Source organism: Allobosea eneae, assembly GCF_042657265.1.
In the GTDB taxonomy this organism is placed as follows: Bacteria; Pseudomonadota; Alphaproteobacteria; order Rhizobiales; family Beijerinckiaceae; genus Allobosea; species Allobosea eneae.
In genome coordinates this window covers 119,676-144,032 of the sequence record NZ_JBHSLW010000029.1, presented here as the reverse complement: position 1 = coordinate 144,032, position 24,357 = coordinate 119,676, and the positions used below count along the sequence as shown (strand labels likewise).

Below are 24,357 nucleotides of genomic sequence, written 5' to 3'. Positions count from 1 at the left end.
ACCAAGTTTCACCACGCTGGGGAGCAAGTCATGTCGAAGGAAGTCTCGGTCGCTCCGAAGGAGCGCGTCAACATCAAGTTCAAACCTGCTACCGGCAATGTGAAGGAAGAGGTCGAGCTGCCGCTGAAGCTGCTGATGGTCGGCGACTTCACCGGCCGCGCCGACGACCGCCCGGTCGAGGAGCGCTCGCTTGCCGACATCAACAAGGACAATTTCGACGACGTGCTGAAGGGCCATGAGCTCAAGCTCGACCTCGCCGTCGCCAACAAGCTCGACGAAGCCGCCGATGCGCCCGATGTCCGCGCCTCGCTCTCCTTCAACAAGCTGAAGGATTTCGAGCCGGATGCGGTCGCGCGCCAGGTGCCGGAATTGCGCAAGCTGATGGAGCTGCGCGAGGCGCTGGTCGCGATGAAGGGCCCGCTCGGCAACGTCCCGGCCTTCCGCAAGGCGATCCAGGGCGTGCTCGAGGACGATGCCGCCCGCGAGAAGCTGCTGCGCGAGCTGACCGGCTCCGTCGACGGCAAGACCCCCTGATCAAGTCAGCACGACAGGACCCGCAACCATGAGCAATCAGCAACTCGAGGTCGCCCAGGATGCTTCGGTCGTCACGACCGAATTGTCGCTGCTCGATCAGATTCTCGGCGAGACCAAGATCCAGCCGAACGACGAGGGTTATGACGTCGCCCGCCGCGGCGTCGCCGCCTTCATCTCGGAACTGATGCTGCCGGCGCGCAAGGACGAGAAGGTCAACAACGCCGTCATCGACCAGATGATCGCCGCGATCGACGGAAAGCTCTCGGCCCAGCTCGACGAGATCCTGCACGACGAGTCGTTCCAGAAGCTGGAATCGGCCTGGCGCGGCCTGAAATTCGTCGTCGACCGCACCGATTTCCGCCAGAATATCCGCATCGAGCTGCTCAACTGCTCGAAGGACGAGCTCCTGGCCGATTTCGAGGACAGCCCGGAAGTCGTCAAGTCTGGCCTCTACAAGCATATCTACTCGGCCGAGTTCGGCCAGTTCGGCGGCAAGCCCTATGGCGCGGTGATCTCCAATTACGAGTTCTCCGCCGGCCCGCAGGACGTGAAGCTGATGCAGTTCATGTCGAGCGTCGGCGCGATCTCGCATGCGCCGATCATTGCCTCGGCCGGGCCGCAGATGTTCGGCGTTGAGAAATACGAGGACATCGCCAACCTCAAGGATCTCGAATCGATCTTCGAGGGCCCGCGCTATGCCAAGTGGAACGCCTTCCGCGAGAGCGAGGACGCCCGCTATCTCGGCCTGACGGTGCCGCGCTTTCTGCTGCGTATTCCTTACGGCGCGGACACGGTCCCGGTGAAGGCCTTCAACTACGAGGAAAAGAGCGCCGGCGAGACCGACAATTATCTGTGGGGCAACGCCGCCTACACCTTCGCGACGCGCCTGACCGAGTCCTTCGCGCAGTATCGCTGGTGCCCGAATATCATCGGCCCGCAATCGGGCGGCGCGGTCGAGAATCTGCCGGTCCATAACTTCGAGTCGATGGGCCAGCTCCAGTCCAAGGTCCCGACCGAGGTGCTGGTGACCGACCGGCGCGAATACGAGCTGGCCGAGCAGGGCTTCATCGCGCTGACCATGCGCAAGGGCAGCGACAACGCCGCCTTCTTCTCGGCGAACTCGGTGCAGAAGCCGAAATATTTCGGCAACACGCCGGAGGCCAAGCAGGCGGAGCTCAACTACAAGCTCGGCACGCAGCTCCCCTACATGTTCATGATCAACCGCCTGGCGCACTACATCAAAGTGCTGCAGCGCGAGAACATCGGCTCCTGGAAGAGCCGCGAAGAGCTCCAGGAAGAGCTCGGCAAGTGGATCAGCCAGTATGTCGCCGACCAGGACAATCCTTCGCCGGAGGTCCGGGCGCGCCGGCCGCTGCGCAAGGCCGAAATCCGGGTCGAGGACGTCGAGGGCGAGCCGGGCTGGTACCGCGTCGCCATGTCGGTGGTGCCGCACTTCAAGTACATGGGCGCCGACTTCACGCTCTCGCTGAAGGGCAAGCTCGACAAGCAGTGACGCATTCTGCTCCGCCCCGCTTCCGATCGGAGGCGGGGCGGCTGCTATCGACGAGACATCCGTGGCGAGCCTGTTCGAACGATTGGAAACCGCGCGCGAGCCCGGCGCCGGCTCGCCGGAGATAGCGCCGGCCTTGAGCCTGTCCGACAGCGTGCTGGCGAATGTCAGGCGCATCCTCAATGCGCGCCAGGGCTGCTGCGAGACGCGGCCGGATTTCGGCATGCCCGATCTCAACGACATCTCGCGTGAGGCTTCGGAGACCATTCCGGCGATCGCGCGGACGGTGAAGGCCCAGCTCGAGACCTTCGAGCCGCGCCTGCGCGAGGTGCTGGTCAAGCCGATGCCGACCGAGGCGCCCGGCGAATTCGCCTTCTCAGTCAGCGCCATCCTGATCGACGGCGAGAACGGCGAGGCGATGCGTTTCGACACCGTGCTCGGCAACGACCGGCAGATGCGGCTGCGGAGCTAGAGCCGATGTCGTTGAACGCGCATTACGAGGACGAACTCTCCTATCTGCGCGAGCTCGGCCAGGAGTTCGCCCGGGCCAATCCCAAGCTCGCCGGCTTCTTGTCGCGCGAGGCGAGCGACCCGGATGTCGAGCGCCTGCTGGAAGGCTTCGCCTTCACCGTGGCGCGCCTGCGCCAGAAGCTCGAAGACGAGATGCCGGAGCTCGTGCACGGGCTGATCCGGCTGGTCTGGCCGCATTATCTGCGCCCGATCCCACCGATGAGCGTCGTCGCCTTCGAAGCGGCCGCCGGCGGCGGAGCGGGCGTCACCCGCGTTCCGGCGGGCGTCGCGCTGGCCTCGCGGCCGATCGACGGCGTCTCCTGCCGTTTCCGCACCTGCTATCCGGTCGAGGTGCTGCCGTTCTCGATCACGCGCACCGAGAGCGAGAACCGGCCGACCACGGCGCGTCTCGCACTGACCTTGCAGGCGGCGGGGCGCGGCACGCTGCAGGGGCTGCAAGGTGGGCGCCTGCGCCTGTTCTTCAACACCGAGCGCGAGCCGCAGGTCGGGCGCACGCTCCTGCTCTGGCTCTCGCGCCATCTGCGCTCGATCACCGTGACCAGCGATGCCGGCGAGAGCGTCGCCCTCCCGGCGGGCGCGATCCGCCCTGTCGGCTTCGAGGACGGGGAGGGCGTGCTGCCCTATCCGTCGAACGCCTTCATCGGCTTCCGCCACCTGCAGGAATATCTCGCCTTCCCGGCCAAGTTCCTGTTCGTCGACGTGACCGGACTGGAGGCTCTGGCGGGCTTGTCGGGCAAGGCTGCGACCTTCGCCTTCGAGTTCTCGCGGCCCTTCCCCGATCAGGTCAGGGTGGCGGAGGGCCATGTCCGGCTGAACTGCACGCCTGTGGTCAACCTCTTCGCCCATGAGGCGCACCCTCTGCGCATCGACCGCTCGCGCAGCGAATATCGCATCGTCGCCGGTGGCCGGGCCGGGGCTGCGATCTACGCGATCGACAAGGTCACCGGCTATCTGCAGGGCCGGGCGGAGCGCATCGTCTACGAACCCTTCGAAGCCTTCCGCCACGATCTGCCGGGCGAGGCCGAGAACAAGCTGTACTATCGCGAGCGCCTGCGTCCGGCCGTGGTCGGCCGCGGCGTCGATCATTACCTCTCCTTCGTCTCGCGGCTGGAGAGGACCTCGGCCCCGCCGGCCGAGGTGATCTCGATCGGCCTGACCTGCTCGAACGGCGCTCTCGCCGAGCGGCTGCCTGTCGGCGCGATCGACCAGCCGACCTCTGAGACGCCGGCGACCGTCAGCTTCACCAACGTCATGGGCGTGACGCCGCATACGCCGCCGCCGATCGGCGAGAACCTGCTTTGGCGGCTGATCTCGAACCTGTCGCGCAATTACGGCTCGCTCGTCGATGTCGGGGCGCTGCGCACGCTGATCGCGAGCTACGATTTCCGCGCCGTGCACGACGCGCAGGCGCGCCGCCGGCTGGAGCTGCTGCTCGAGGGCCTGGAGACATTCGAGAGCGGCGTCGAGGAGGGCGTGTTGCGCGGTCAGCCGGTCCGCATCCGCACGATCAGGCTGGCTGTGGCCGAGAGCAAGATCGGCGGCGAGGCCGAGCTTTACCTGTTCGGAGCGGTGCTGGAGCGCTTCTTTGCGGTCTATGCCAGCCTCAACAGCCTGCACCGCTTCGCAATCCAGGGCGCCGAGAGCAAGGTGGAGTACAAATGGACGCCGCGAGCCGGCACGACGAGCGCGACCTGAGCGCCGTCGCGGCGCTCGACGCTGCGACGGTCCAGTTCAACGCCCTCTGTCTTCTGCTGGAAGACGCTTTCCCGCAGCCGGGCGGCATCGGCTCGTCCGGCTCGCCGCGGCGCGAGGCCGTGCGCTTCCGCGCCAATCCGACGCTCGGCTTCCCGGCCGAGGAGGTCGCGGCGATCGAATTGCCGGCGCGCGCCGGCGAGCCCATCACCGTCACCGCCAATCACTTCGGCTTGCACGGCCCATCCTCGCCCTTGCCGCCGGCCTTCACCGAGCGGATCGTCTTCGCCGAGGATGGCGGGGCGCTGCGCGACTTCTCCGACTTCTTCAACCATCGCCTGCTCGGGCTGCTTTTCCGGATCTGGAAACACTACCGCCATCAGCACCGCTACGAGCCGGGAGCGACCGATCCGATCTCCGGCGCGGTCGCCGCGCTCTTCGGCATGTTCGGCGTCGCACAGGAGGGCGACCGGCCGGCGCGAACGCTGCTGCTGCCCTATGCCGGGGTGCTGGCCTTGCACAGCCGCTCGGCCTCGGTGGTGGCCGGCGTGGTGAGCCATTATTTCGGCGTGCCCTGCGCGATCGAGGAATTCGTGCCGCGCGAGATCCGCATCCCTGAGGAGGCGCAGTGGCGCCTCGGCGCTCCCGGCATCGAGCTTGGCGTCGATACGGTCGCCGGCGAAGCCATGCGCGACGTCATGGGCAAGTTCCGCCTGCGCCTCGGGCCGCTGACCGCGGCGCAATGCGACCGGCTGCTGCCGGGCGGGCGCGATCACGCCACGTTGACCGAGCTGATCCGCCTCTCGATCCGCGAGCCGCTGGACTGGGACATCGCCTTCCTGCTGGCGCCGGGGGAGGCACGCCCCTTCCAGTTGGGCGAGACCAGGCTCGGCTGGTCGGGCTGGCTCGACGCCGATCCGGCTGCCGCGGTCGAATTCGTCATCTGAGATCCAGTTGCGTCACATGATTGTTGTTCGCCTCGCCCAACCTTGCGCCAGCAGCGCCAAGAGCCGGCCCGACCGGTCGGCGGGGCATGCGTCTATGTGGGGCCGGGGGTGAGATGAGACTGCTGCTGACCGTGCTCGGGCTGCAACGCAGCACGCTCGGCGACCGGTCTACGCATATCTTCGCGGAGGCTGGCGGCACGCTCGGACGCAGCGCCAGCTGCGACTGGGTTCTGCCCGACGAGCGCAACACGCTCTCGGCCCGGCATGCGCGCATCTCGCATAATGGCCGCGGCTTCCTGATCACCGACACCAGCACCAACGGCGTCTATCTCAATGCCGTCGATGCGCCACTCGGCCGCGAGCAGAGCGCGCCGCTGAGCAATGGCGATACGATCTATATCGCCGACTACATCATCTCCGTCGCGATCCTGCGCGAGGAATCGGCACCTGCGCCGATCCCCATGCCAGCCGCCATGGCACCGCCGGCGCCCGTGGCTCCGCCGCCTGTTGCGCCGCTGCCGATGCAGCCGGTCCCCGTTGCGGCGCCAGCGCCCGTCATACCGGCCTCGATACGGGCGGCGACTGAGCGCCAGCCGACGCAGGTCCCCGGCCTGATCCCGGACGATTTCGACTTCAGCGACCTTGCCCCGGCACAGACGCAAGCCGCCCCGGCTTCGGCCGTCGCGATGCCGGTGCCAGTCATGCCAACACCCGCGCCCCTGATGGCAATGCCTGCTGAGTCGCCAGTCGCACCTCAGCCCGCGCCCGCCGCGGCGGTCGATCCGCTCGCTCTGCTGCGCCAGCGCGCCATGGCGCGGGCCGCCTCGATCGATCTGACGCCGCAGGAGCCTGGTGCGCCGCCGCCTGCTCGGCCGATGGCTGACGTCGCCCTGCCGGTCGGATCATCAGCGTCGGGCTCCGGCGACGCCGCCGCCTTCTGGTCCGGAATCGGGCTCGATCCCGGACGCATTCCGCCCGAGGCGCGGGCGCGTCTGCTGGAGGAACTCGGCGGCGCGCTGCGTCAGGCGGCGGGCGGGCTGGTCTCGATGCTCTCGGCCCGCAAGTCGATGAAGGACGAGTTTCGCCTCGACCAAACCCGGCTCGCGCCGCAGGAAAACAACCCGTTCAAGTTCTTCTCGCATGGCGACGAAGCGCTGCGCCGCGTCGTGGTCGAGGGCGCGCCCGGCTTCCTGCCGCTCGACATGGCGGTGAAGCAGTGTTTCGCCGACATGCACGCGCATGAGGTCGCGCTGGCCTCGGCGGTGCAGACCGGCATCCGCGAGCTGCTCGACCGGCTGGCGCCGTCGCGGCTCGAAGCCGAGGCCGAGCCCGGCCTGCTCGGCCGCAAGCCGGATCGCAGTCGTCTCTGGGAGCGCTATGCTGAAATGCACGGCGATCTCGCCGGCGATCTCGACCGCACGATCCGCATGCTCGTCTCGGACGAGCTGGCGCGTGCCTCGGCCCGTGGGCCGGGAGTAAAGGCGTGAGACCGCTCACCGGATCGCTGCTGCTGCCGACGCGTCGGTCGCTCCTCGCTGGCCTGGCGGTCGGTGCCGGCGCACCGCTCGTCGCCGCCTGCTCCCTGGGGCCGCCGGCGGCCAAGACGACCTCGCTCGAATTCGGGATCGAGGCCGATCAAGAGATCAACGTCAACGCGAATGGCGATCCCTCGCCGATCGTGCTGCGCGTCTACGAGCTCAAGACCAAGAACGCCTTTGAGCAGGCGAGCTTCTTCGAACTGCTCGACAGCGACACCGCCAAGCTCGGCGCCGATCTCGTCGCCAAGCGCGAATTCGAGGTGAAGCCCGGCGAGAAGAGCTCGGTCAAGCGCGACTCGCCAGCCGAGGCCAAGCATATCGGCGTGATCGCCGGCTTCCGCCAGATCGAGGTCGCGCAATGGCGCGCGCTGGTCGACATCGTGCCGGACCGCGACAACGCCTTCCTGATCACCGTGCGCGCTCTGGCCGTAAGGATCGAGTTGCAGCGTGCCTCCCGTAATTTTGGCCTGATCTGAGGTCGCCCCATGACGCTTGTGAGCAAACCGCTCTGGTCCGAGGGCATGCTGATCCGCCCGCAGCATTTCCAGCAATATGACCGCTGGATCGAGCATGTGGTCGAAGGCCGCAGCACCGCGCTCGCCGCCTTCGCCTGGGGCCTGCGCAAGCTGACGCTTGGGGCCGAACTGCTGCCGCTCGGGCGCATCGCCGTCCAGTCGGTCGCTGCCGTGATGCCGGACGGTACGGTGATCGACACCGCCGGGGGCATCGCGATCGAGGCGCGGGCGGTTCCGCCCAACACCAAGAACACGCTGGTTAAGCTTGCCGTCGCGCTGCGCCCGCTCGACGGTGCCGAAATCGGCGATGGCGGCCGCAGCCGGCGTTACGAGGCGGCCGAGCAGGCGGTGCGCGACGCGACTGCGCCGGACCGCGCCTCGGTCAGCCTCAGGGTCGGGCGGCTCTCGGCGCGGCTCCTGCTTGAAGGGGAAGCCGAAGACGATCTCGTCACGCTGCCGATCGCGCGGATCCGCGAGGTCGACGCGACCGGCGCCGTGCTCCTCGACGAGAATTACATTCCGCCCAGCCTCGACTTCCAGGCCTCGCAGCGCCTCATGCGCATCGTCAGCGAGATCCGTTCGCTATTGCGCAGCCGGGCGGAGGCGCTCGCCGGCCAATCCGCCGCTGGTCCGGCCGCGGCCGAGAGTGGCGGGCTCGTCGACCTCGTCGTGCTTTCGATCGTCAACGGCCAGGAAGCGGTGTTCGACCATTTCGCCGCGACGCCGGGCCTGCATCCCGAGCAGGTCTATCGCGCGGCGCTGGCGCTTGCCGGCCAGCTCTCGACCTTCTCGGTCTCGCGCCGGCGGAGCGCCGATTTTCCCCCTTACGACCATCTCGATCTCGACGCCTCCTTCGCAACTGTGCTCGACCAGCTCCGTCAGCTCCTCGCGGTGGTGATCGAGCGCAATGCGATCGCGCTGCCGCTGCAGGACCGTGGCTATGGCATCCGCCTCTCGACGATCAGCGATCGCACCCTGTTCCAGGATGCGCGCTTCGTCCTGATTGCGCTGGCGAGCGTGCCGACCGAGACGCTGCGCAGCCAATTGCCGATCTCGATGAAGATCGGCTCGGTCGAGCAGATCCGCGATCTCGTCAATCTGCAATTGCCCGGCATCCCGCTGACGGCGCTGCCGGTGGCGCCGCGCGAGCTGCCCTTCCTGCAGGGCGGCGTCTATTTCGAACTCGACCAGAGCGTCGAGCTCTGGCGCAACCTGACGCGCTCGGCCGCCTTCGCCCTGCATGTCAGCGGCGACTATCCCGATCTGCACCTCGAATTCTGGGCCATTCGCGGGAAACGCGCGTGAGCAGCGATCAGAGCTTCGATCCACCGACCGTCGTCGGGCACAGGCCGGTCGGCCTGGCGCAGCCGCGGCCGGCCGGACCGGCTATCCACGATCCGCCGACGACGCCGTTCGCACCGCCGCGCCAGCCACTCGCGGCTCCGACTTTCGTTCCCCCGCCGGCGGCCCGATCGACCGGCTTCCCACCGTCAGCGTCGGCTTCCTCGCTCATCACCCGCAATGAGCCTGCCAAACCGCAGCAGCGTCGCAGTGCATCCACTGCGACGCGCGAAGCTCCTCCCGCCGCCTTGCAGGCGAGCACCGGCATCGCGGATGGCTCCGATGCGCTGGTCGCGGCCGCCAATCCGCTGCTGGCGCTGGTGGCACGATTGCGCGATGCCGTCGACTTCGCCGATGTCACGCAATTGCGCAGCGAGGTGATCGAGCAGATCCATAAATTCGAGGAGGCGGCGGTCCGGAACGGCGCCGCCGCCGGCGATGTCCAGGCAGCGCGCTATGTGCTGTGCTCGTTGATCGACGAGACGGTGATGACGACGCCCTGGGGCGCCGCCAGCGACTGGAGCACCAGCTCGCTGCTCAACCGTTTCCACAACGAGACCTGGGGCGGCGAGAAGGTCTTCGCCATCCTCGACCGGGTGAAGACCGATCCACGCAAGAACATCGCGCTGCTCAAGCTGATCGATTTCGTGCTGCTGCTCGGCTTCGAGGGCATGCATCGCGTGCTCGACAATGGCCGCGAGCGTCTCGCCGATCTGCGGGACGAGGTCGGCCAGCTCGTCGGCCGCAATCTGCCGCCGCCGCCCTCCGAACTCTCGCCGCACTGGCAGGGCGTCGGCGCCGAGAAGGCGCTGCGGAGCTTCTTCCCGCTCTGGATCGTCTTCGCCGCCGCCGGCTTCCTGTTGGTGACGATGTACAGCTTCCATCGCTACCGCCTCGCGGTCGAGGTCGCGCCGGTGGTCGAGCGCATGCAGGCGCTCCAGAACACGATCGCCGCCGGAACGGTGCGGCCATGATCCGCTCTTATCTGCTCGGCTTTCTGTCGCTGCGCGGGCTGGTTACCGTTTTCGGCGTGATCGCGCTCTGCGTGGTGATCTGGGCCGGCGGGTCCTATCTCTCGCTCTTCGGCTGGGCGCCGCTGGTTTCGGCGGAGGCGCGCACCAGCGCGATCGTCGTGCTGCTCGCCAGCCTGGTCGGCGTCTCGCTGCTGCGCCTCTATCTGGCGCGGCGCGCCAATGCCCGGATGATCAAGTCGCTGCTCGACACCGGCGGGCTCGCGGCCATGGCCGATTCCGGCGGCACCGACGAGATCGAGATTATCCGCGAGCGCTTCGAGGGGGCGCTCGCCACCCTCAAGGAGACGATCTTCGCCGGGCGCAAGGGCGACGCCTATCTGTTCGAATTGCCTTGGTACGTCATCATAGGTCCGCCCGGCTCGGGCAAGACGACGATCCTGAAGAATTCCGGGCTCGACTTCCCGCTGGCGCGCACGCTCGGGACCGATCCCGTCGCCGGCCTCGGCGGCACCCGCCATTGCGATTGGTGGTTCACCGACCAGGCGGTGCTGATCGATACCGCCGGCCGCTACACCACCCATGAATCGAACGCCGCGGTCGACGGCGCCGCCTGGCGCGGCTTCCTCGATTTGCTCAAGACCCATCGCGGCCGCCGGCCGCTCAACGGCGTCGTCCTGGCAATCAGCCTGTCCGACATCCTCCTGCAGAACGAGGTCGAGCGTAAGCGCCATGTCGCGGCGCTGCGCGCCCGCCTGCAGGAATTGACCAAGACCTTCGGCGTCGAATTGCCGACCTATCTGCTGATTACCAAATGCGACCTTATCCCCGGCTTCTCCGAATTCTTCGACGGGCTGAACGAGACCGGGCGGGCGCAGGTCTGGGGCATGACCTTCCCGCCCGACGCTAATCTGGCGACGCGCCTGACCGAGCTGCTCGACCAGAACCTGCGCGAGCTCGCCGAGCGTCTCGACCAGATCATGCGCGAGCGAGCTCACGCCGAGCGCGGCCTCAACCGGCGCGGACGCATCTATCTCTTTCCCAAGGAGTTCGCCGGGCTGCGCAAGGACCTCGCGAGCTTCGTCCACGAGATCTTCAAGCAGAGCAAATTCGAGACGCAGTCGCGCCTGCGCGGCGTCTACTTCACCAGCGGCACGCAGGAGGGCACGCCGATCGACCGCGTGCTCGCCGCATTTGGGCGCAGCTTCGGCCTGACCAGTGCCCAGCGCGCGCCGTTCTCCGGACAGGGCAAGGCCTTCTTCGTCAACCGTCTATTGACCGACGTGATCTTCGAGGAGCAGGGGCTGGTTGGCGTCGACCGCAAGCTCGAACGCAGCCTCGTAAGGGCTCAGAACATCGGCTACGGCGTCGCGGCGGCGCTGGTGATCGGGCTCAGCGTGCTCTGGTGGGGCGCGGCGAGCCGCAGCCAAGCCCGGATCGCCGCGACGAATGAGGCGTTGGCGCCGGTCGAGACGCGGCTGGCGGCGGTGCCCGGGCGCGCAACGCCGGCGACACTGCTGCCGGTCCTCCAGGCGGCCGACGCGGTGCGCGATGCCAGCGGGCAGGGCGGCATCCTCGGCTGGCTCGACGGCTTCGGTCTGAGCGCCACGCCCTCGCTCGCACCGGCGGCGGCGGAACTGCGCGAGCGCCTGCTCGTCGGCCGGCTCTACCCGGCCTTCGCGGCGCGCCTGTCGGAGCGGCTGACCGGCTTGTCGCAGATCGGAGCCGATAACGAGGCGGTACGCGAGCTGCTACGCAGCTATCTGATGCTGAGCGACAGCGAGCGCTTCGATCGCAGCGTGGTGCAGCGCGCCGCGCGCGAGGAGGCGCAGCTCGCCTTTCCTGTCGACCAGAGCCGGGCGGCCGAGCTCGGACGGCATTTCGACGAGCTCGTCGCGCTGTTGCCGCAGCCGCTGCCGACCGACCGGCGCATCATCGACACGACGCGGGCGCGCTTGATGCGGACGCCGCGCAGCGAGCAGGTCTATGCTCGCTTGCTTCGCGAGGCCGCGCAGAACCCGCGCCTGCGCCCGATCGATCTGTCCACTGCGATCGGCGCCGGCGTAATCGATTTCGGCCTCGGGCGTACCGGCAACACCGCCGTCTCGGTTATCCCTGCCGCCTTCACGCGCGAGGGCTTCTACGATTTCGTGCTGCCTCGGCTGCCGATCCTGATCCGGGAGGAGCTTGGGATCGACTGGGTCACCGGCGGCGAGGCGGCCGGCTCGGGGGTGGTCCAGACCAGCACGCGCGAGGTGATGGACCGCTATGTCGCGGATTACATCCGTTTCTGGCAGGGCGCGCTCGCGGCGGCCCGGATGGTGCCCTTCGCCGAGACGCAGCAGGCGCTCTCGGCCGTGCAGGCGCTCGCCGCCGCCAACTCGCCGCTCGAACGGCTGATCGGCATCGTCCGCACCAATACCGAGTTGCCGCTGCCCGGTGACCCGCAGCCGGGAGCGCCGGGCACGACCGCCGGCTTGCCCGGGCCGGCCGGTACGGCGGGCGGGCTCATCGCCGCGGCGGCGAGCAGCGCCGCCAATGCCGCCGCCACTGCCGCGCTCGGGGAGGGACCCTGGCCCGGCGCGACGATCGCAGCGCCGTTCCGCCCGCTGGTCGAACTGGTCGCCCCGCAAGGTGGTGCGCAAGCCCCGATGGGCCGTATCCGCGAGCTGTTCAGCGGCGCCTATGGCGCGCTCAGCAACGTCTCGAACGCGCCCGATCCGCGCCAGGCGGCCTATCAGGCCGTAGCGCGGCGCGGCAGTTCCGGTGCCGACGCGCTCGGCCAGCTCCGGGCGGATTCGGCGCTGCGGCCGGAGCCGGTGCGCGGCATCATGCGGGCGGTCGCGAGCCTCAGCGCCTCCTCGGTGGTCGGCGACTCCCTCGACTACGTCAATCAGGCCTGGCGCCGGGACGTGCTGCCGCAATGCCAGGCGGCGCTCGACCAGCGCTACCCGCTCTTCGCAAACGCCAAGGATGAGGTCTCGCTGCGCGATTTCAGCGACATGTTCCGGCCCGGCGGCTTGCTCGACGAGTTCTTCCAGAAGCACCTCGCGCCCTTCGTGACCGAGCAGCGCAACGGCTATGCGCCGATCACCGTCGACGGCTCGGCCCTGCCGTTGAAGCGTGAGGCGCTGACGCAGTTCTATCGGGCGCGGGCGATCCGCAACGCCTTCTTCGCCGGCTCGGGCTCGGCCCCCTCGCTGAAGTTCAGCCTGCGGCCGAGTTTCCTCGATCCGAAGCTGCTGCGCGCGACGCTGGCGCTCGACGGCAAGGATATCGTCTACCGACATGAGGCGCAGCGCGCCTACGATCTGGAGTGGCCGACCAAGACCGATGCCAGCACGGTCGCGGTCACGCTGACCGACCTCAATGGCAAGGACACCCGCGTCGAGCGCACGGGAGCCTGGGCGCTGCTGCGCATGGTCGATTCGTCTTCGCTCGCGGCGCGCGGCGGCGCCGACCAGTTCAGCATCACCGTGACGGGCGAGGAAAATGCCCGCGTCGTCTACCAATTGCGGGCGGCGAGCGTGAACAACCCGTTCAATCTCGGTGCCTTGCGCGCCTTCCGCTGCCCGGATTCGTTGTGAGCGAAGCGCCGGCCTTCGGCTTGTTCGGCAAGGTCCCCTGGGCCGGCGATTTCGTGCAGCACGGGCTGCCTGGTCGCTTCGTCGCGCCATGGGAGGCCTGGCTGCTGGCGATGCTGACGGCGAGCCGCGAGGCGCTCGGCGCGCGCTGGGACGACGCCTATCTGCTCAGCCCGCCCTGGCGCTTCCGGCTCGCGCCCGGCTTGATCGGGGGAGGGGGCTGGATCGGGGTCTTCGCCAGCTCGGTCGATCGCGTGCGGCGCCATTACCCGCTGACCTTGGCGCTGGAGCTGCCGGCAGAGGACGGCGCCGGCTTCGCTGCGAGCGAGGGCGTGCTGGACCTGTTCGAGGTCGTGGTGCTCGACCTGATCGCGACCGAGCGATCCCTGCCCGAAGCGCTCGTGAGCCTGCGCCGCCGTCTTGAGATCCAGCGCGCAGCGGTCAGCCTCTCGTTCGGCCCGGGCGGCGGCCGGCTCGTCGTCGACAGTGAAGCGGAACGCCTGTCGCTCAGTGCCGCCGACAGCCCGGCGCAGGACGGCGCCAGCCATTGGTGGCATGGCCGATGGAATGCGCGGCCGGCGACGGCGCTGCGCTGCGCAGGGCTGCCGAACCCTACCGCCTGCGCCGGCTTCTTCTCCGGCGACTGGTCGCGTCATGGCTGGCGCGTCGCAAGCGCTCGACAGGGCACATGAGCCTCGCTGGCGAAGCTTGGGAGGTCTCGGTCGCGACGCGGCGGGGCCCGCGCCATGACGTCAACCAGGACAGTTATGCCGCCTTGCCGGAGGCAGGGCTGTTCGCGGTCGCCGACGGCATGGGCGGCCATGCCGATGGCGAGCTCGCAAGCCAGTCGATCACCCGCATGCTCGCCGCGGTCTCGGAGCCGCAGGCGGCGCTGACCATGCGCGTCGCACTTGCCGAGGAAGGCATTGCCGCGATCAACGAGGCGCTGCGCGAGCACGCGGCCCGCTCGGCCGAGGGCGACATCGTCGGCTCGACTGTCGCGGTGGCACTGGTCGGCGAGGGCATGCTCGTTTGCCTCTGGGCCGGCGACAGCCGCGTCTATCGCCGGCGCGACGACGCTCTCGCTCAGCTGACCGAAGACCATGTCCTCGGGCATGGGCCTGGCGCCGGCCATGTCCTGACGCGCGCAGTCGGCTCGGCCGCCTATCTGCCGATCGCGCGCTGCGTGACGCCGACGCTGCCCGGCGACACGCTGCTCCTGTGTAGCGACGGTCTCAACAAGGCGCTCGCCGACGGCGAGATCGGCGAATTGCTGGACGAGCCGCTGGCCGGCCTCGCCGAGCGGCTCGTCGCCCGTGCCGTCGCCAATGGCGGCCGCGACGACATCACCGCCGTGATCGCGAGGCGGCTGTGAAGGTCAGGCGCAGACGTCGTCGGCACGCTGCCGAAGTGCGCGAGCCGCTAATCGCGACCTTGCCTGCGGCCGCACCGCCGCAATCGGCTGATCGGGCGCTGCCGGCCCCGCTCGGCACGCTGCTGCGCGGGCGCTTCGAGCTAATCGAGGTGGTCGGGCGCGGCGGCATGAGCACCGTCTACCGGGCCGTCGACCATGTCCGCCGGCGGGCGCGGGCGCTCGATCCAGAGGTCGCGCTCAAGGTCACCGATATCGGCGACGGCTACCATGACGATGCCGCGACCCTGCTGCATCGCGAGGGCCGGCGGCTGCTGGCTATGCGCCATCCCAACGTCGTCCAGGTGTACGATTTCGATCGCGAGGGGCCGCTGCACTTCCTCGTCATGGAACTGCTGCGCGGCAAGACGCTGGCGCAGGTGATGCGGGAGCGCGACGGCAGGGCGCTGGAGCGCCGGCTGGCGCTGCGCATCGTCACCGAGCTCGGGGCCGGGCTCGCCGCGGTGCACGCCGCCGACATGGTCCATGGCGACCTGAAGCCGGGCAATGTCTTCATCACCCAGGACGGCCATGTGAAGCTGATCGACTTCGGCACGGCCCAGCCGCTGCTGCCGCCCGATCACCGGCCATCCGAGGACGAGACCGGCTTCTTCCTCAAGCGATTGCGCGCGGTCACACCGGCCTATGCCTCGCCCGCCGCGCTCGCCGGGCAGGCGCCGGACCCGCGCGACGATATCTTTTCCTTCGCCGTGCTGACCTATGTGATGGTCGCCGGGAAACATCCCTTCGACGGCCGCTCGTCTGCGGCGGCGATGGCGGAGGGGCTGATCCCGCCCCCGCCGCCCGGCTTTCGCGGCGGCCGCTGGGTCGCGCTGCGGCGCGGCTTCGACTGGGAGGCTGGGACGCGGCCGGGCAGCGCCCTTGATTTCGCCAGGCGCATCCTATGGCCGCGGCTTTCGGACCACCGCCGCGCCTTGCTCGGCAATGCACAAAGCCTGCTTCGACGGCTGCATCGTCGTAAACCTGTCAACGCCCCGCCCTAGCGTCACCTTGTTCCCCTTACCGGACGCGACGTGCCATGCTCGACCGACCCGCCAGTCACGACACCACGATCGCGCTCTCGCTTGCCAGCGGCAGCATCAGGGACGGCCTGCATGTCGAGCGGGTCACCGGCCGGGAGGCGATCTCGGAGCCTTACGCCTACCGGGTGGCGTTCCGCTCGGATAAGGCGATCAGTGCCGAGGACGTGGTCGGCGAGCGGGCCAAGCTGACGCTGCACACCGAAGCCGGCGAACTTGCGGTCCACGGTGTCGTCGTCGAGTTCGCCGTGCAGGACCCGCTCGGCGATCAGGGCCATCTCTACGCGGTCGTGATCGCGCCGCGCCTCAGGATGCTCGAGCTCAGCCGCCAAAACCAGGTCTACGGCTCGACCAGCAAGGTCTCGGTCAAGGACATCATCCAGAAGGAGCTCGAGGGCTCGCTGGCGGCCAATCACGGCCACATCACCATCGACCACGAGCTCAACCTCGCCGCGAGCTATCGCGAGCGGGAGTTCATCGTGCAGTACAATGAGAGCGACCTGTCCTTCCTCTCGCGCTGGTGCGAGGGCAACGGCATCTTCTATTTCTTCAAGCAGGGCGATGACGGCGAGACCGCGGTGTTCGGCGACAGCAATGTCGCCTTCATCGAGGCGAGATCGCTACCCTATCGCCATGGCCATGACGCGATCACCACGTCTCAGGCGGCGGTGACCTCGTTTGGCTTCGTCGCCCGGCCGGTGACGAAATCGGTCGTGCTGCGCGAGTACAATCCCGAGAAGCCGGCGCTACTGCTGCGCGCCCGCGCCGAGGTCGAGGCCGGCAAGACCGGCACCATCATCGAATACGGTCAGCACTTCCTCGAACCCGACGAGGGCGACCAGCTCGCCAAGGTCCGGGCCGAGGAGATCGCCTGCCGGGCTAAGATCTTCCGCGGCGTTAGCAATGCGCCGCAGTTGCGCCCCGGCATGTTCTTCAGCCTGAGCGGGCATCCCTCGCTCGACGATCGCTACCTCGTCATCTCCATCGAGCACGAGGTCTCGACTCCGGCGCCGGTCGGCTATGGCACTGGAGAGGCCGTCGCCGGCGCGCCCTATGGCAACCGCTTCGAGGCGATCCCGCTCTCCGTGCCGTTCCGGCCCGAGCGGCGCACGCCGCGCCCGCTGGCGGCGGGGCTGTTCAACGCCTTCGTTGATGGCGAGGCCGACGGCACGCGCGCCGAGGTCGACACGCAGGGGCGCTACAAGGTGCGTCTGCGCTATGACGAGGGCGATAGCGCCGACGGCAAGGCCAGCGAGTTCCTGCGCAAGGCCGAGCCCTATGCCGGTCCCTCCGACACCGGCATGCATTTCCCGCTGCTGAAGGGCACAGAGGTCGTGCTCTCCTGCGTCAACGGCGATATCGACCGGCCGATCATCGTCGGCGCCGTGCCGAACCCGCTGACCCCGAACGTCGTCTCCAAGCGCAACCGCACGCTCAATCGCTTCCGCTCGCCATCGGGCACGCTGTTCGAGATGAACGACGGCTCGGCGAGCTGAGCTCCGGGTCATTTCCTGCGATGATCTGGCAGCCACCGACCCGCGAACTCGATCCGCTTGCCGCGCTCGTCCACGAGGCGGTGCGCACCCAGGTCTTTCCCGGCGAGGCCTTCGGCTTCCATCTCGTTGCGGTGCCGGGCGAGACTTGGCGCGAAGCTGCCTTGCCGGATGGTCTGCCGGTGCGGATCAGGCTGTCGGCGAGCCCGGCCGCTCAGACGCAGCGCGAGAACCGCGCCTGTGCCGGCATCCATGTCAGCGGCGAGCTGGTCGCCGGCGACATGGGCTACCGCGTCAGCGCCGATCTCATCGTCGATCTGGTGACGCGCGCCGTCCTCGCCTGCGACAGCCGGCTGGAAGCCGTGGGGCGGACGCGCGGCTGAAGTTGCTGCCCGGCTGAAATCACTGCCATTGTTCAAATCAAGATCGTGGCGACGCTGCATTCTGGGCGGCGACCTCCGCTGCATGGCCGGCATCGCCTACGTCCCGTCCACATGGCGGCTGAGAGCGGTGAGCGCGCGCCTGCGCAGTTAGCCGAATGAGCGCAGGAAACTGCGCAGTCACGGCAGTGACGCAAACAGATTTATTGAAGCACTATCAAATGGATAGCCGCTTTCTTCCGCTTGGTATGGCCCTTGCCGAGAATGGACACCGGCTCGTGCCGGGGCAACGAATTTCCAGGGAAGAGAACAATGGCACTCGACGCCTACATGACCATCAAGGGCCAGAAGCAGGGGGACATCTCCAGCGAGGCCAGCACCATCAAGAGCGCCGGCGCCGGCGCGAAGTACGACAAGCATGGCAATGAGATCACCGTGCTCTCCTTCACCAGCGGCGTGATCAACCCGCGCGATCCGAAATCGGGCTTCACCTCCGGCGCCCGCGTCCACCAGCCGGTCACCTTCACCAAGCTGATGGACCGGTCTTCGCCGCTGCTCTGGCAGGCGCTGGCCAAGGGCGAGACCCTGACCGAGATCGTCTGCAAGTTCTATCGCCCGGACACCGCCGGCCTCGGCGAGCCGGAAGAGTTCTTCGAGTTCAAGTGGGAAAACGCCAAGCTCTGCGAAGGCAAGTCCTATTTGCCGCTGACCGTCGCCCAGGCGAACGACCATCTGCGCCCGATGGAAGACTGGTCCTTCACTTATGAGAAGGTCACCTGGAAGCACACCAAGGCCTCGACCGAGGGTGAGGATTCCTGGCAGGCCGCCTGATCCCGCGAATTGGGCCGCCGCGCAGCCTCTGTGCGGCGGCTTTGCAACGCTACGGTGACGTAGATGTCATCGGCCAGTCACCTCGACGCGCTGAGTTACGCCATCGCGCAGACCGGGTCTCAAGCCCGGCGCGACATCCGGCGCCAGGCGCCAGGCAGGGGGCGTTCCACCATGGTCCAGGTCGATCTCAAGCAGCTGCTCGGGCGGCTGAACCCTTACGTCAAGCGGGCCTTGGAAACCGCCGCCGGCCACAGCGTCGGTCGCGGCCATTACGAGGTGGCAGTCGAGCATCTCCTGCTGGTGATGTCGGAAGACGAGCAGCGCGATCTCGGCATCATCCTGAAGCAGTTCGGGCTCGACGCCTCCGGCCTGAAGCGCGGCCTGCAGCGCGCCACCGAGACGCTCAAGACCGGCAATACCGGCCGGCCCGTCTTCTCGCCGGGCCTGATCGAATTGCTGACCGATGCCTGGCTGATCAGCTCGATCGAGCTTAGCCAGCAGCAGATCCGCTCGGGCGCGATCGTCGCGGCCCTGCTCGCCAGCCCCAGCCGCTACGCCATGGCCGACTGGTTCGAAGCGATGCGGGCGATCCCGCTCGCTGAACTGAAGGCCAAGTTCCGCGACATCGTCGCGCCCTCGGCCGAGGAGCCGACGGTTCCCGCCGCGACGCCGGGTGCAGCCCCGGCCCAGGCAGGCAACGGGGCGCTGCCGCCCGATGGCGCGCTCGCCCGCTTCACCATCAACTTCACCGAGCAGGCCCGCAAGGGCAAGATCGACCCGGTCTTCGGCCGCGACCGCGAGATCCGGCAGATGATCGACATCCTCGGCCGGCGCCGCAAGAACAACCCGATCTGCGTCGGCGATCCCGGCGTCGGCAAGACCGCGGTGGTCGAGGGGCTCGCGCTCAAAATGGCCGAGGGTGATGTCCCGGACTTCCTCAAGAACGTCGAATTGCTGAGCCTCGATCTCGGCATGCTGCAGGCCGGTGCCGGCGTCAAAGGCGAGTTCGAGAACCGGCTCAAGGGCATCATCGACGAGGTCAAGGCCTCGCCCAAGCCGATCGTGCTCTTCATCGACGAGGCGCACATGCTGGTCGGCGCCGGCGCGTCGGCCGGTGGCGGTGACGCCGCCAATCTGCTGAAGCCGGCGCTCGCTCGCGGCGAACTGCGCACCGTCGCGGCCACGACCTGGTCGGAGTACAAGAAATATTTCGAGAAGGATCCGGCGCTGGCGCGGCGCTTCCAGCTGGTCAAGCTCGACGAGCCCTCGCCGTCGGAGGCGATCACCATCGTGCGCGGCCTGCGCGCCGCCTATGAGAAGAGCCACGGCGTCTATGTCCGCGACGATGCCGTCGCCGCCGCTGCCAAGCTCTCGGCCCGCTACATCTCGGGCCGGCAATTGCCCGACAAGGCGGTCGACGTGCTCGACACCGCCTGCGCCCGCGTGAAGCTCTCGCTTTCCAGCAAGCCGGCCGGCATCGACGACCAGGAGCGTCGGATCGCGACGCTGCGCCGCGAGCTCGCAGCGCTGGAGCGCGACCGCACCACCCTCGGCAAGGAGAATCCGCGCATCGCCGAGATCGAGGAGGAGATCGCCGGGATCGAGGCGCAGAAGGTAGAGGCGACCGCGCAATGGGAGCGCGAGAAGGCGCTGGTCGACCGCATCGTCGCCTTGCGCCGCGAGCTGGGCCTCGGGCCTGACGGCATCGCGGCGCTTGAAACCAAGGCCGCCGATAACGACGACGGCGACGATGATGATGATCGCGACGAGGACGAGGCTGATGAAGCCGGTTCGTCTCGTGAGGCGGCCGAGCAGGAGCTGCAGCAAGCCGTCGCCGAGCTGGACAGGACCCGCGGCAAGACCGCGATGATCCATTACGAGGTCACCGCAGACGCCGTCGGCCAAGTCATCTCGGACTGGACCGGCATTCCGGTCGGCAGCATGGTCAAGGACGAGGCCGCCGCGATCCTCGGCATGGCCGCCAATCTGCGCCAGCGCATCAAGGGCCAGGACCATGCCGTCTCGGCGCTGGACGAGGGCATGCGCGCCGCCAAGGCGGGCGTCAACAATCCCGGCCAGCCCATGGGCGTATTCCTCTTCGTCGGCACCTCCGGCGTCGGCAAGACCGAGCTCGCGACGCAGCTCGCCGATTTGCTCTTCGGTGGCGAGCGTTTCCTGATCACCATCAACATGTCGGAGTTCCAGGAGAAGCACACCGTCTCCAAGCTCGTTGGCGCCCCCGCCGGCTATGTCGGCTATGGCGAGGGCGGGCTTCTGACCGAGGCGGTGCGCCAGCGGCCTTATTCAGTGGTGCTGCTCGACGAGTGCGAGAAGGCCGATCCTGAGGTTCTCAACCTGTTCTACCAGGTCTTCGACAAGGGCACGCTCGCCGATGGCGAAGGCCGGATCATCGATTTCAAGAACACGGTGATCATCCTCACCTCCAATCTCGCCACCGACATCATCACGGCAATGGGCACGCAAGGCGAGAAGCCCTCGACGGCCGAGCTGACCGAGGCGATCCGCCCGAGCCTGTCGCGGCATTTCAAGCCGGCGCTGCTGGCGCGCATGCAGATCGTGCCGTTCTATCCGCTGATGCCGGATGTGCTGAGCGAGATCGTCAGGCTGAAGCTCAACAAGGTCGGGAAGCGCCTGCGCGAAAGCCAGAAGATAGCGTTCCACTATTCGGATGCCGTCGTCGAGGCGATCACCGCCCGCTGCACCGATGTCGACACCGGCGCCCGCAATATCGACCACATCGTCAACCGCACGCTGCTGCCGGAGATCGCGACCGAGATCATCGGCCGCATGGGCGAGGAGCATGCGCCCGAGAGCTTGTCGGTCGATATCGGGCCGGAGGGCAGCTTTACCTACCGCTTCACGCTGCCCGGCGCCGAGCCGGTGGCGCAGGCGGCCGAGTGACGGTGTCGCGCGAGCCCGCCCGATGCATGACCCCCTCTCGGTCGCCGAGGAGCTGATCGAGCTGACCACGACGCTCGCCACCGAGCGTCGCCTCGAGGCCCTGCTTGGGGCCGTCGTCAACTCGGCGCGCCGCCTGACGCGCGCCGAGGGCGGGCGCGTGCTGGTGCTCGACCGCACCGGCCGGCACCTGCACGGCCTCGTCGGCCAGAACGACGTCGCGCCCGATGCCGCGGCGCTTCCCGGCGAGATCCCGGTCTATGCCGAGGGCAATGCCTTCAACCTGCGCGACGCCAATGTCTTCGCTGCAGTTACCGGCAAGATCGTCAACCTGGCCGATGTCTATGACTATAGCGGTTTCGATTTCGTACGCCTGCGTGAGCAGGACGAGCGCACCGGCTATCGCACGCGCTCGTTCGTGGTCGCGCCGCTCTGGAACGTCGAGGGCGTCACCCTCGGTGTGCTCCAATTGATCAATGTGCAATTGACCCCCGGCGGCGAGATCGGGGCGCTGCCAAAAGCCTTCGAGCGCGTCGTCGGTTCCTTCGCGGCTCATGCCGCCGTCGCGATCGCCAATGCCCGTCTGTTCGAGGAGAATCGCGAGCTGATCCGCCAGCTCGACCGGCGCAATGCCGATCTCGCCCGCGAGAATTCGCGGCTCAAGGTGATGGCCATCCCGCAGGAGGAGCAGGTCGTCGGCGAGAGCCCGGCCTTCCGGGCGGCGCTCGATCTGGCGCGCCGCGCCGCCTCCTCATCGGTCGCTGTGCTGATGCTCGGCGAGACCGGCACCGGCAAGGATGTCTTCGCCAATGCGGTCCACCGCCTCGGCAAGCGCCGGGATCGGCCCTTCGTCGCGCAGAACTGCGCCGCGCTGCCCGAGACGTTGCTGGAGAGCGAGCTCTTCGGCCATCGCAAGGGCGCATTCTCGGGCGCGCTCGCCGACAAGAAGGGGCTGGTGCACGAGGCCAATGGCGGCACGCTCTTCCTCGACGAGATCGGCGACATGCCGCTGCCGCTGCAGGCCAAGATTCTGCGCCTGCTCGAGGAAGGTTCGGTGCGCCGCCTCGGCGACACGCGGCTGGAGAAGGTCGATGTCCGCATCATCGCCGCGACCAATCTCGATTTGCCCCAGAAGATCGCCCAGGGCAGCTTCCGCGAGGACTTGTATTACCGGCTCAGCGTCTTCCCGGTGACGATCCCGCCCTTGCGCGAGCGCCCATCTGACATCCCGCTGCTGATCGATTTCTTCCTCAGGCGGATCGCGCAGGTGCATGGCCGCGAGGGCTTTTCGCTGACGCCGCGCGCGCTCGATGCGCTCTGCCGCTGGCGCTATCCCGGCAATGTCCGCGAACTCAAGAACATGGCCGAGCGCGCCGCGCTTTTGATCGATGGCGACGAGCGTATCGACCTGAAGCACCTGCCGGCCCATCTCGCCAAGGCCGCGCCGGATATCATCGTGCAGACGCCGGCAGCCGAGGGCGGCACCAGCCTGCGTTCGGCAGTGCGGCAATACGAGGCGATCGTGATCGAGAACCGGCTGCGCGAAGCCGGCTGGAACCAGAGTCGGGCCGCCCGCCTGTTGCAGATCTCACGCCGCAGCCTGGTCGAGAAGCTGCAGCGCTATGCCATCAGGACGCCATGAACCGGGCAGGGCGAAGAGGATGCAGCGATGGATAAGGTGGACGAGGCCGATCGCGCCCTTGCCGCCTTCGTCTCCGGCAGGATGCCGTTCGAGCGGCTCGTCGCGGCGCTGAAGAGCCTGGTCCTGGGCGACGGCACCGCGCTGCCGGTCCTGGCGCGGCTGGAAAGCTGGGCCAATGAAGGACGCCTGCCGTCCGATCTCGCATCGCTTCTCGCTGGCGAGCTCGGCGGTCATCCGGCGGCCGCTGTGCCGGAAGATGCCGGCCTCGATCCACCGACAGTCCCGCTGGCACCGCCGCGCCCGGCCGCGCCCGATCCGGCCGTCGCCCTGCCGCCGGCCGGCACGATCCGCGACAAGGTCGACGAGGTCGTCGTCAATGCGCTGATCGGCGATTTCGCCGGGTTGCGTGGCCGCAACCGCACGGGCGAAGCCCGTTCTGACCCGATGCTGGACGCCAGCCTCGCCGATTTCCGCAGCCTGCGCTTCCGGCGCGACGCCAGCAATGCCGAGGCCGGCCGCGTCCGCCGCTTCGAGCTCGATCCACGGCGCGAGACGCGCCGGATCGGCATCGGCGCCATGCTGAAGGATCGCTTCATCCTCGATGCCGAGATCGGCCGCGGCGGGATGGGGACGGTCTATCGCGCCGTCGACCGGCGCCGGCTCGAAGCGATGCGCCACCAGCCCTATGTCGCGCTGAAGCTGCTCGGCGGCGATTTTCGTCACCACCCCGAGGCGCTGCGCACGATCGAGGCCGAGGCACGCCGGGCGCAGGAACTCGCCCACCCGAACATCGTGACGATCCATGATTTCGAACGCGATGGCAGCCATCTCTTCATCGTCATGGAACTGCTCGAAGGCGAGCCGCTCGACCAGCGCATCGCCCGCGCCGGCCAGACCGCCGTCGGCTGGGAGGAGGGCAGGGAGATCCTGGAAGGCCTCTGCGCCGGCCTTGGCCACGCCCATGCCCGCGGCATCATCCATGCCGACATAAAGCCGGCTAATGTCTTCCTCGCGGCGGGCAGCGTGAAGCTGCTCGATTTCGGTATCGCCAGCGCAGCCCGTGACGGCGGTTTCGATCCGACCTCGCTTGGCGGGCTGACCATGGCCTATGCTAGCCCGCAGATGATCGAAACGGCCGAGCGCCGGACGGATGACGACGTCTATGCGCTCGGCTGCATCGCCTATGAATTGCTCGCGGGGAGACACCCCTTCGACGGCAAGGCAGCGGTCGAGGCCCGGGAACGGAGCCTGTCGCCGGCAAGACCGATCGATGTCGAGGACAAGGTCTGGCAGGCGGTGGCGGCAGCGCTCGCCTTCGAGCGCGAGCAGCGTCCAGCCGATGCCGCAGGCTTTGCGAAAGCGCTCTTCGGCTGAGCAGTCCTAGAGCATTTTCGAGCGAAATGGACACCGGTTCGCGTGAAGAAAATGCGATAAAGCAAGGACCTAGAGCAATTTCGCGATTCGAAGAATTGCGGACA

General features: G+C 68.1%; 19 protein-coding genes. All 19 read left to right on the top strand.

Features of this window, described 5'->3' with window-relative positions; translation table 11 throughout:
- Positions 1-30 precede the first annotated feature (30 nt).
- The 19 genes from tssB to ACFPOB_RS18535 all read left to right on the top strand — a co-directional run bounded on the left by tssB (position 31) and on the right by ACFPOB_RS18535 (position 24,253).
- The gene (tssB, locus tag ACFPOB_RS18625; protein WP_377799858.1) at positions 31-534 is read left to right on the top strand and encodes a type VI secretion system contractile sheath small subunit; all 504 of its coding nucleotides are present in this window, start codon (positions 31-33) and stop codon (positions 532-534) included.
- A gap of 28 nt (positions 535-562) precedes the next feature.
- Positions 563-2,047, top strand: coding sequence for a type VI secretion system contractile sheath large subunit (gene tssC, locus ACFPOB_RS18620; RefSeq protein ID WP_092160227.1), 1,485 nt, complete (start codon positions 563-565; stop codon positions 2,045-2,047).
- 61 nt (positions 2,048-2,108) lie between these two features.
- Positions 2,109-2,516: a type VI secretion system baseplate subunit TssE gene (gene tssE, locus ACFPOB_RS18615; RefSeq protein ID WP_377799857.1), complete on the top strand. Its 408-nt coding sequence runs from the start codon at positions 2,109-2,111 to the stop codon at positions 2,514-2,516.
- A gap of 5 nt (positions 2,517-2,521) precedes the next feature.
- Entirely contained in the window at positions 2,522-4,270 is a 1,749-nt protein-coding gene (gene tssF / locus ACFPOB_RS18610; RefSeq protein ID WP_377799856.1) for a type VI secretion system baseplate subunit TssF, read from the top strand.
- Positions 4,234-5,214 carry a type VI secretion system baseplate subunit TssG gene (gene tssG, locus ACFPOB_RS18605; protein WP_377799855.1) on the top strand — a complete coding sequence of 327 codons (981 nt, stop codon included), beginning with the start codon at positions 4,234-4,236 and terminating at the stop codon, positions 5,212-5,214. Before tssF ends, tssG begins: the two co-directional genes overlap by 37 nt.
- A gap of 113 nt (positions 5,215-5,327) precedes the next feature.
- Positions 5,328-6,701: a type VI secretion system-associated FHA domain protein TagH gene (gene tagH, locus ACFPOB_RS18600; RefSeq protein ID WP_377799854.1), complete on the top strand. Its 1,374-nt coding sequence runs from the start codon at positions 5,328-5,330 to the stop codon at positions 6,699-6,701.
- Positions 6,698-7,228, top strand: coding sequence for a type VI secretion system lipoprotein TssJ (tssJ, locus tag ACFPOB_RS18595; RefSeq protein ID WP_377799853.1), 531 nt, complete (start codon positions 6,698-6,700; stop codon positions 7,226-7,228). The genes tagH and tssJ overlap by 4 nt, the downstream gene beginning before the upstream one ends.
- A gap of 9 nt (positions 7,229-7,237) precedes the next feature.
- A complete protein-coding gene (gene tssK / locus ACFPOB_RS18590; protein ID WP_377799852.1) occupies positions 7,238-8,572 on the top strand; it encodes a type VI secretion system baseplate subunit TssK in 1,335 nt (444 codons plus the stop codon).
- Positions 8,569-9,582, top strand: coding sequence for a type IVB secretion system protein IcmH/DotU (icmH, locus tag ACFPOB_RS18585; RefSeq protein ID WP_377799851.1), 1,014 nt, complete (start codon positions 8,569-8,571; stop codon positions 9,580-9,582). The genes tssK and icmH overlap by 4 nt, the downstream gene beginning before the upstream one ends.
- Positions 9,579-13,166: a type VI secretion system membrane subunit TssM gene (gene tssM / locus ACFPOB_RS18580; RefSeq protein WP_377799850.1), complete on the top strand. Its 3,588-nt coding sequence runs from the start codon at positions 9,579-9,581 to the stop codon at positions 13,164-13,166. The genes icmH and tssM overlap by 4 nt, the downstream gene beginning before the upstream one ends.
- On the top strand, positions 13,163-13,855 hold the full coding sequence (tagF, locus tag ACFPOB_RS18575) for a type VI secretion system-associated protein TagF (RefSeq protein ID WP_377799849.1): 693 nt from the start codon (positions 13,163-13,165) through the stop codon (positions 13,853-13,855). Before tssM ends, tagF begins: the two co-directional genes overlap by 4 nt.
- Positions 13,852-14,538: a PP2C family protein-serine/threonine phosphatase gene (locus ACFPOB_RS18570; RefSeq protein ID WP_377799848.1), complete on the top strand. Its 687-nt coding sequence runs from the start codon at positions 13,852-13,854 to the stop codon at positions 14,536-14,538. The genes tagF and ACFPOB_RS18570 overlap by 4 nt, the downstream gene beginning before the upstream one ends.
- Positions 14,539-14,573: 35 nt before the next feature.
- Complete coding sequence (locus ACFPOB_RS18565) at positions 14,574-15,578, top strand: serine/threonine-protein kinase (RefSeq protein ID WP_377799847.1); 1,005 nt, start codon at positions 14,574-14,576, stop codon at positions 15,576-15,578.
- 35 nt (positions 15,579-15,613) lie between these two features.
- On the top strand, positions 15,614-17,110 hold the full coding sequence (locus ACFPOB_RS18560; RefSeq protein WP_377799846.1) for a type VI secretion system Vgr family protein: 1,497 nt from the start codon (positions 15,614-15,616) through the stop codon (positions 17,108-17,110).
- Positions 17,111-17,130: 20 nt separating this feature from the next.
- Positions 17,131-17,490 carry a hypothetical protein gene (locus ACFPOB_RS18555; RefSeq protein WP_377799845.1) on the top strand — a complete coding sequence of 120 codons (360 nt, stop codon included), beginning with the start codon at positions 17,131-17,133 and terminating at the stop codon, positions 17,488-17,490.
- Between the two features lie 309 nt (positions 17,491-17,799).
- Positions 17,800-18,318 (top strand): Hcp family type VI secretion system effector, encoded by a 519-nt coding sequence (locus tag ACFPOB_RS18550; protein WP_092160192.1) that lies wholly within the window; start codon positions 17,800-17,802, stop codon positions 18,316-18,318.
- A gap of 63 nt (positions 18,319-18,381) precedes the next feature.
- A complete protein-coding gene (gene tssH / locus ACFPOB_RS18545; RefSeq protein WP_377799844.1) occupies positions 18,382-21,240 on the top strand; it encodes a type VI secretion system ATPase TssH in 2,859 nt (952 codons plus the stop codon).
- A gap of 22 nt (positions 21,241-21,262) precedes the next feature.
- On the top strand, positions 21,263-22,879 hold the full coding sequence (locus ACFPOB_RS18540; protein ID WP_377799843.1) for a sigma 54-interacting transcriptional regulator: 1,617 nt from the start codon (positions 21,263-21,265) through the stop codon (positions 22,877-22,879).
- A gap of 27 nt (positions 22,880-22,906) precedes the next feature.
- Complete coding sequence (locus ACFPOB_RS18535) at positions 22,907-24,253, top strand: serine/threonine-protein kinase (RefSeq protein ID WP_377799842.1); 1,347 nt, start codon at positions 22,907-22,909, stop codon at positions 24,251-24,253.
- Positions 24,254-24,357: the final 104 nt, after the last annotated feature.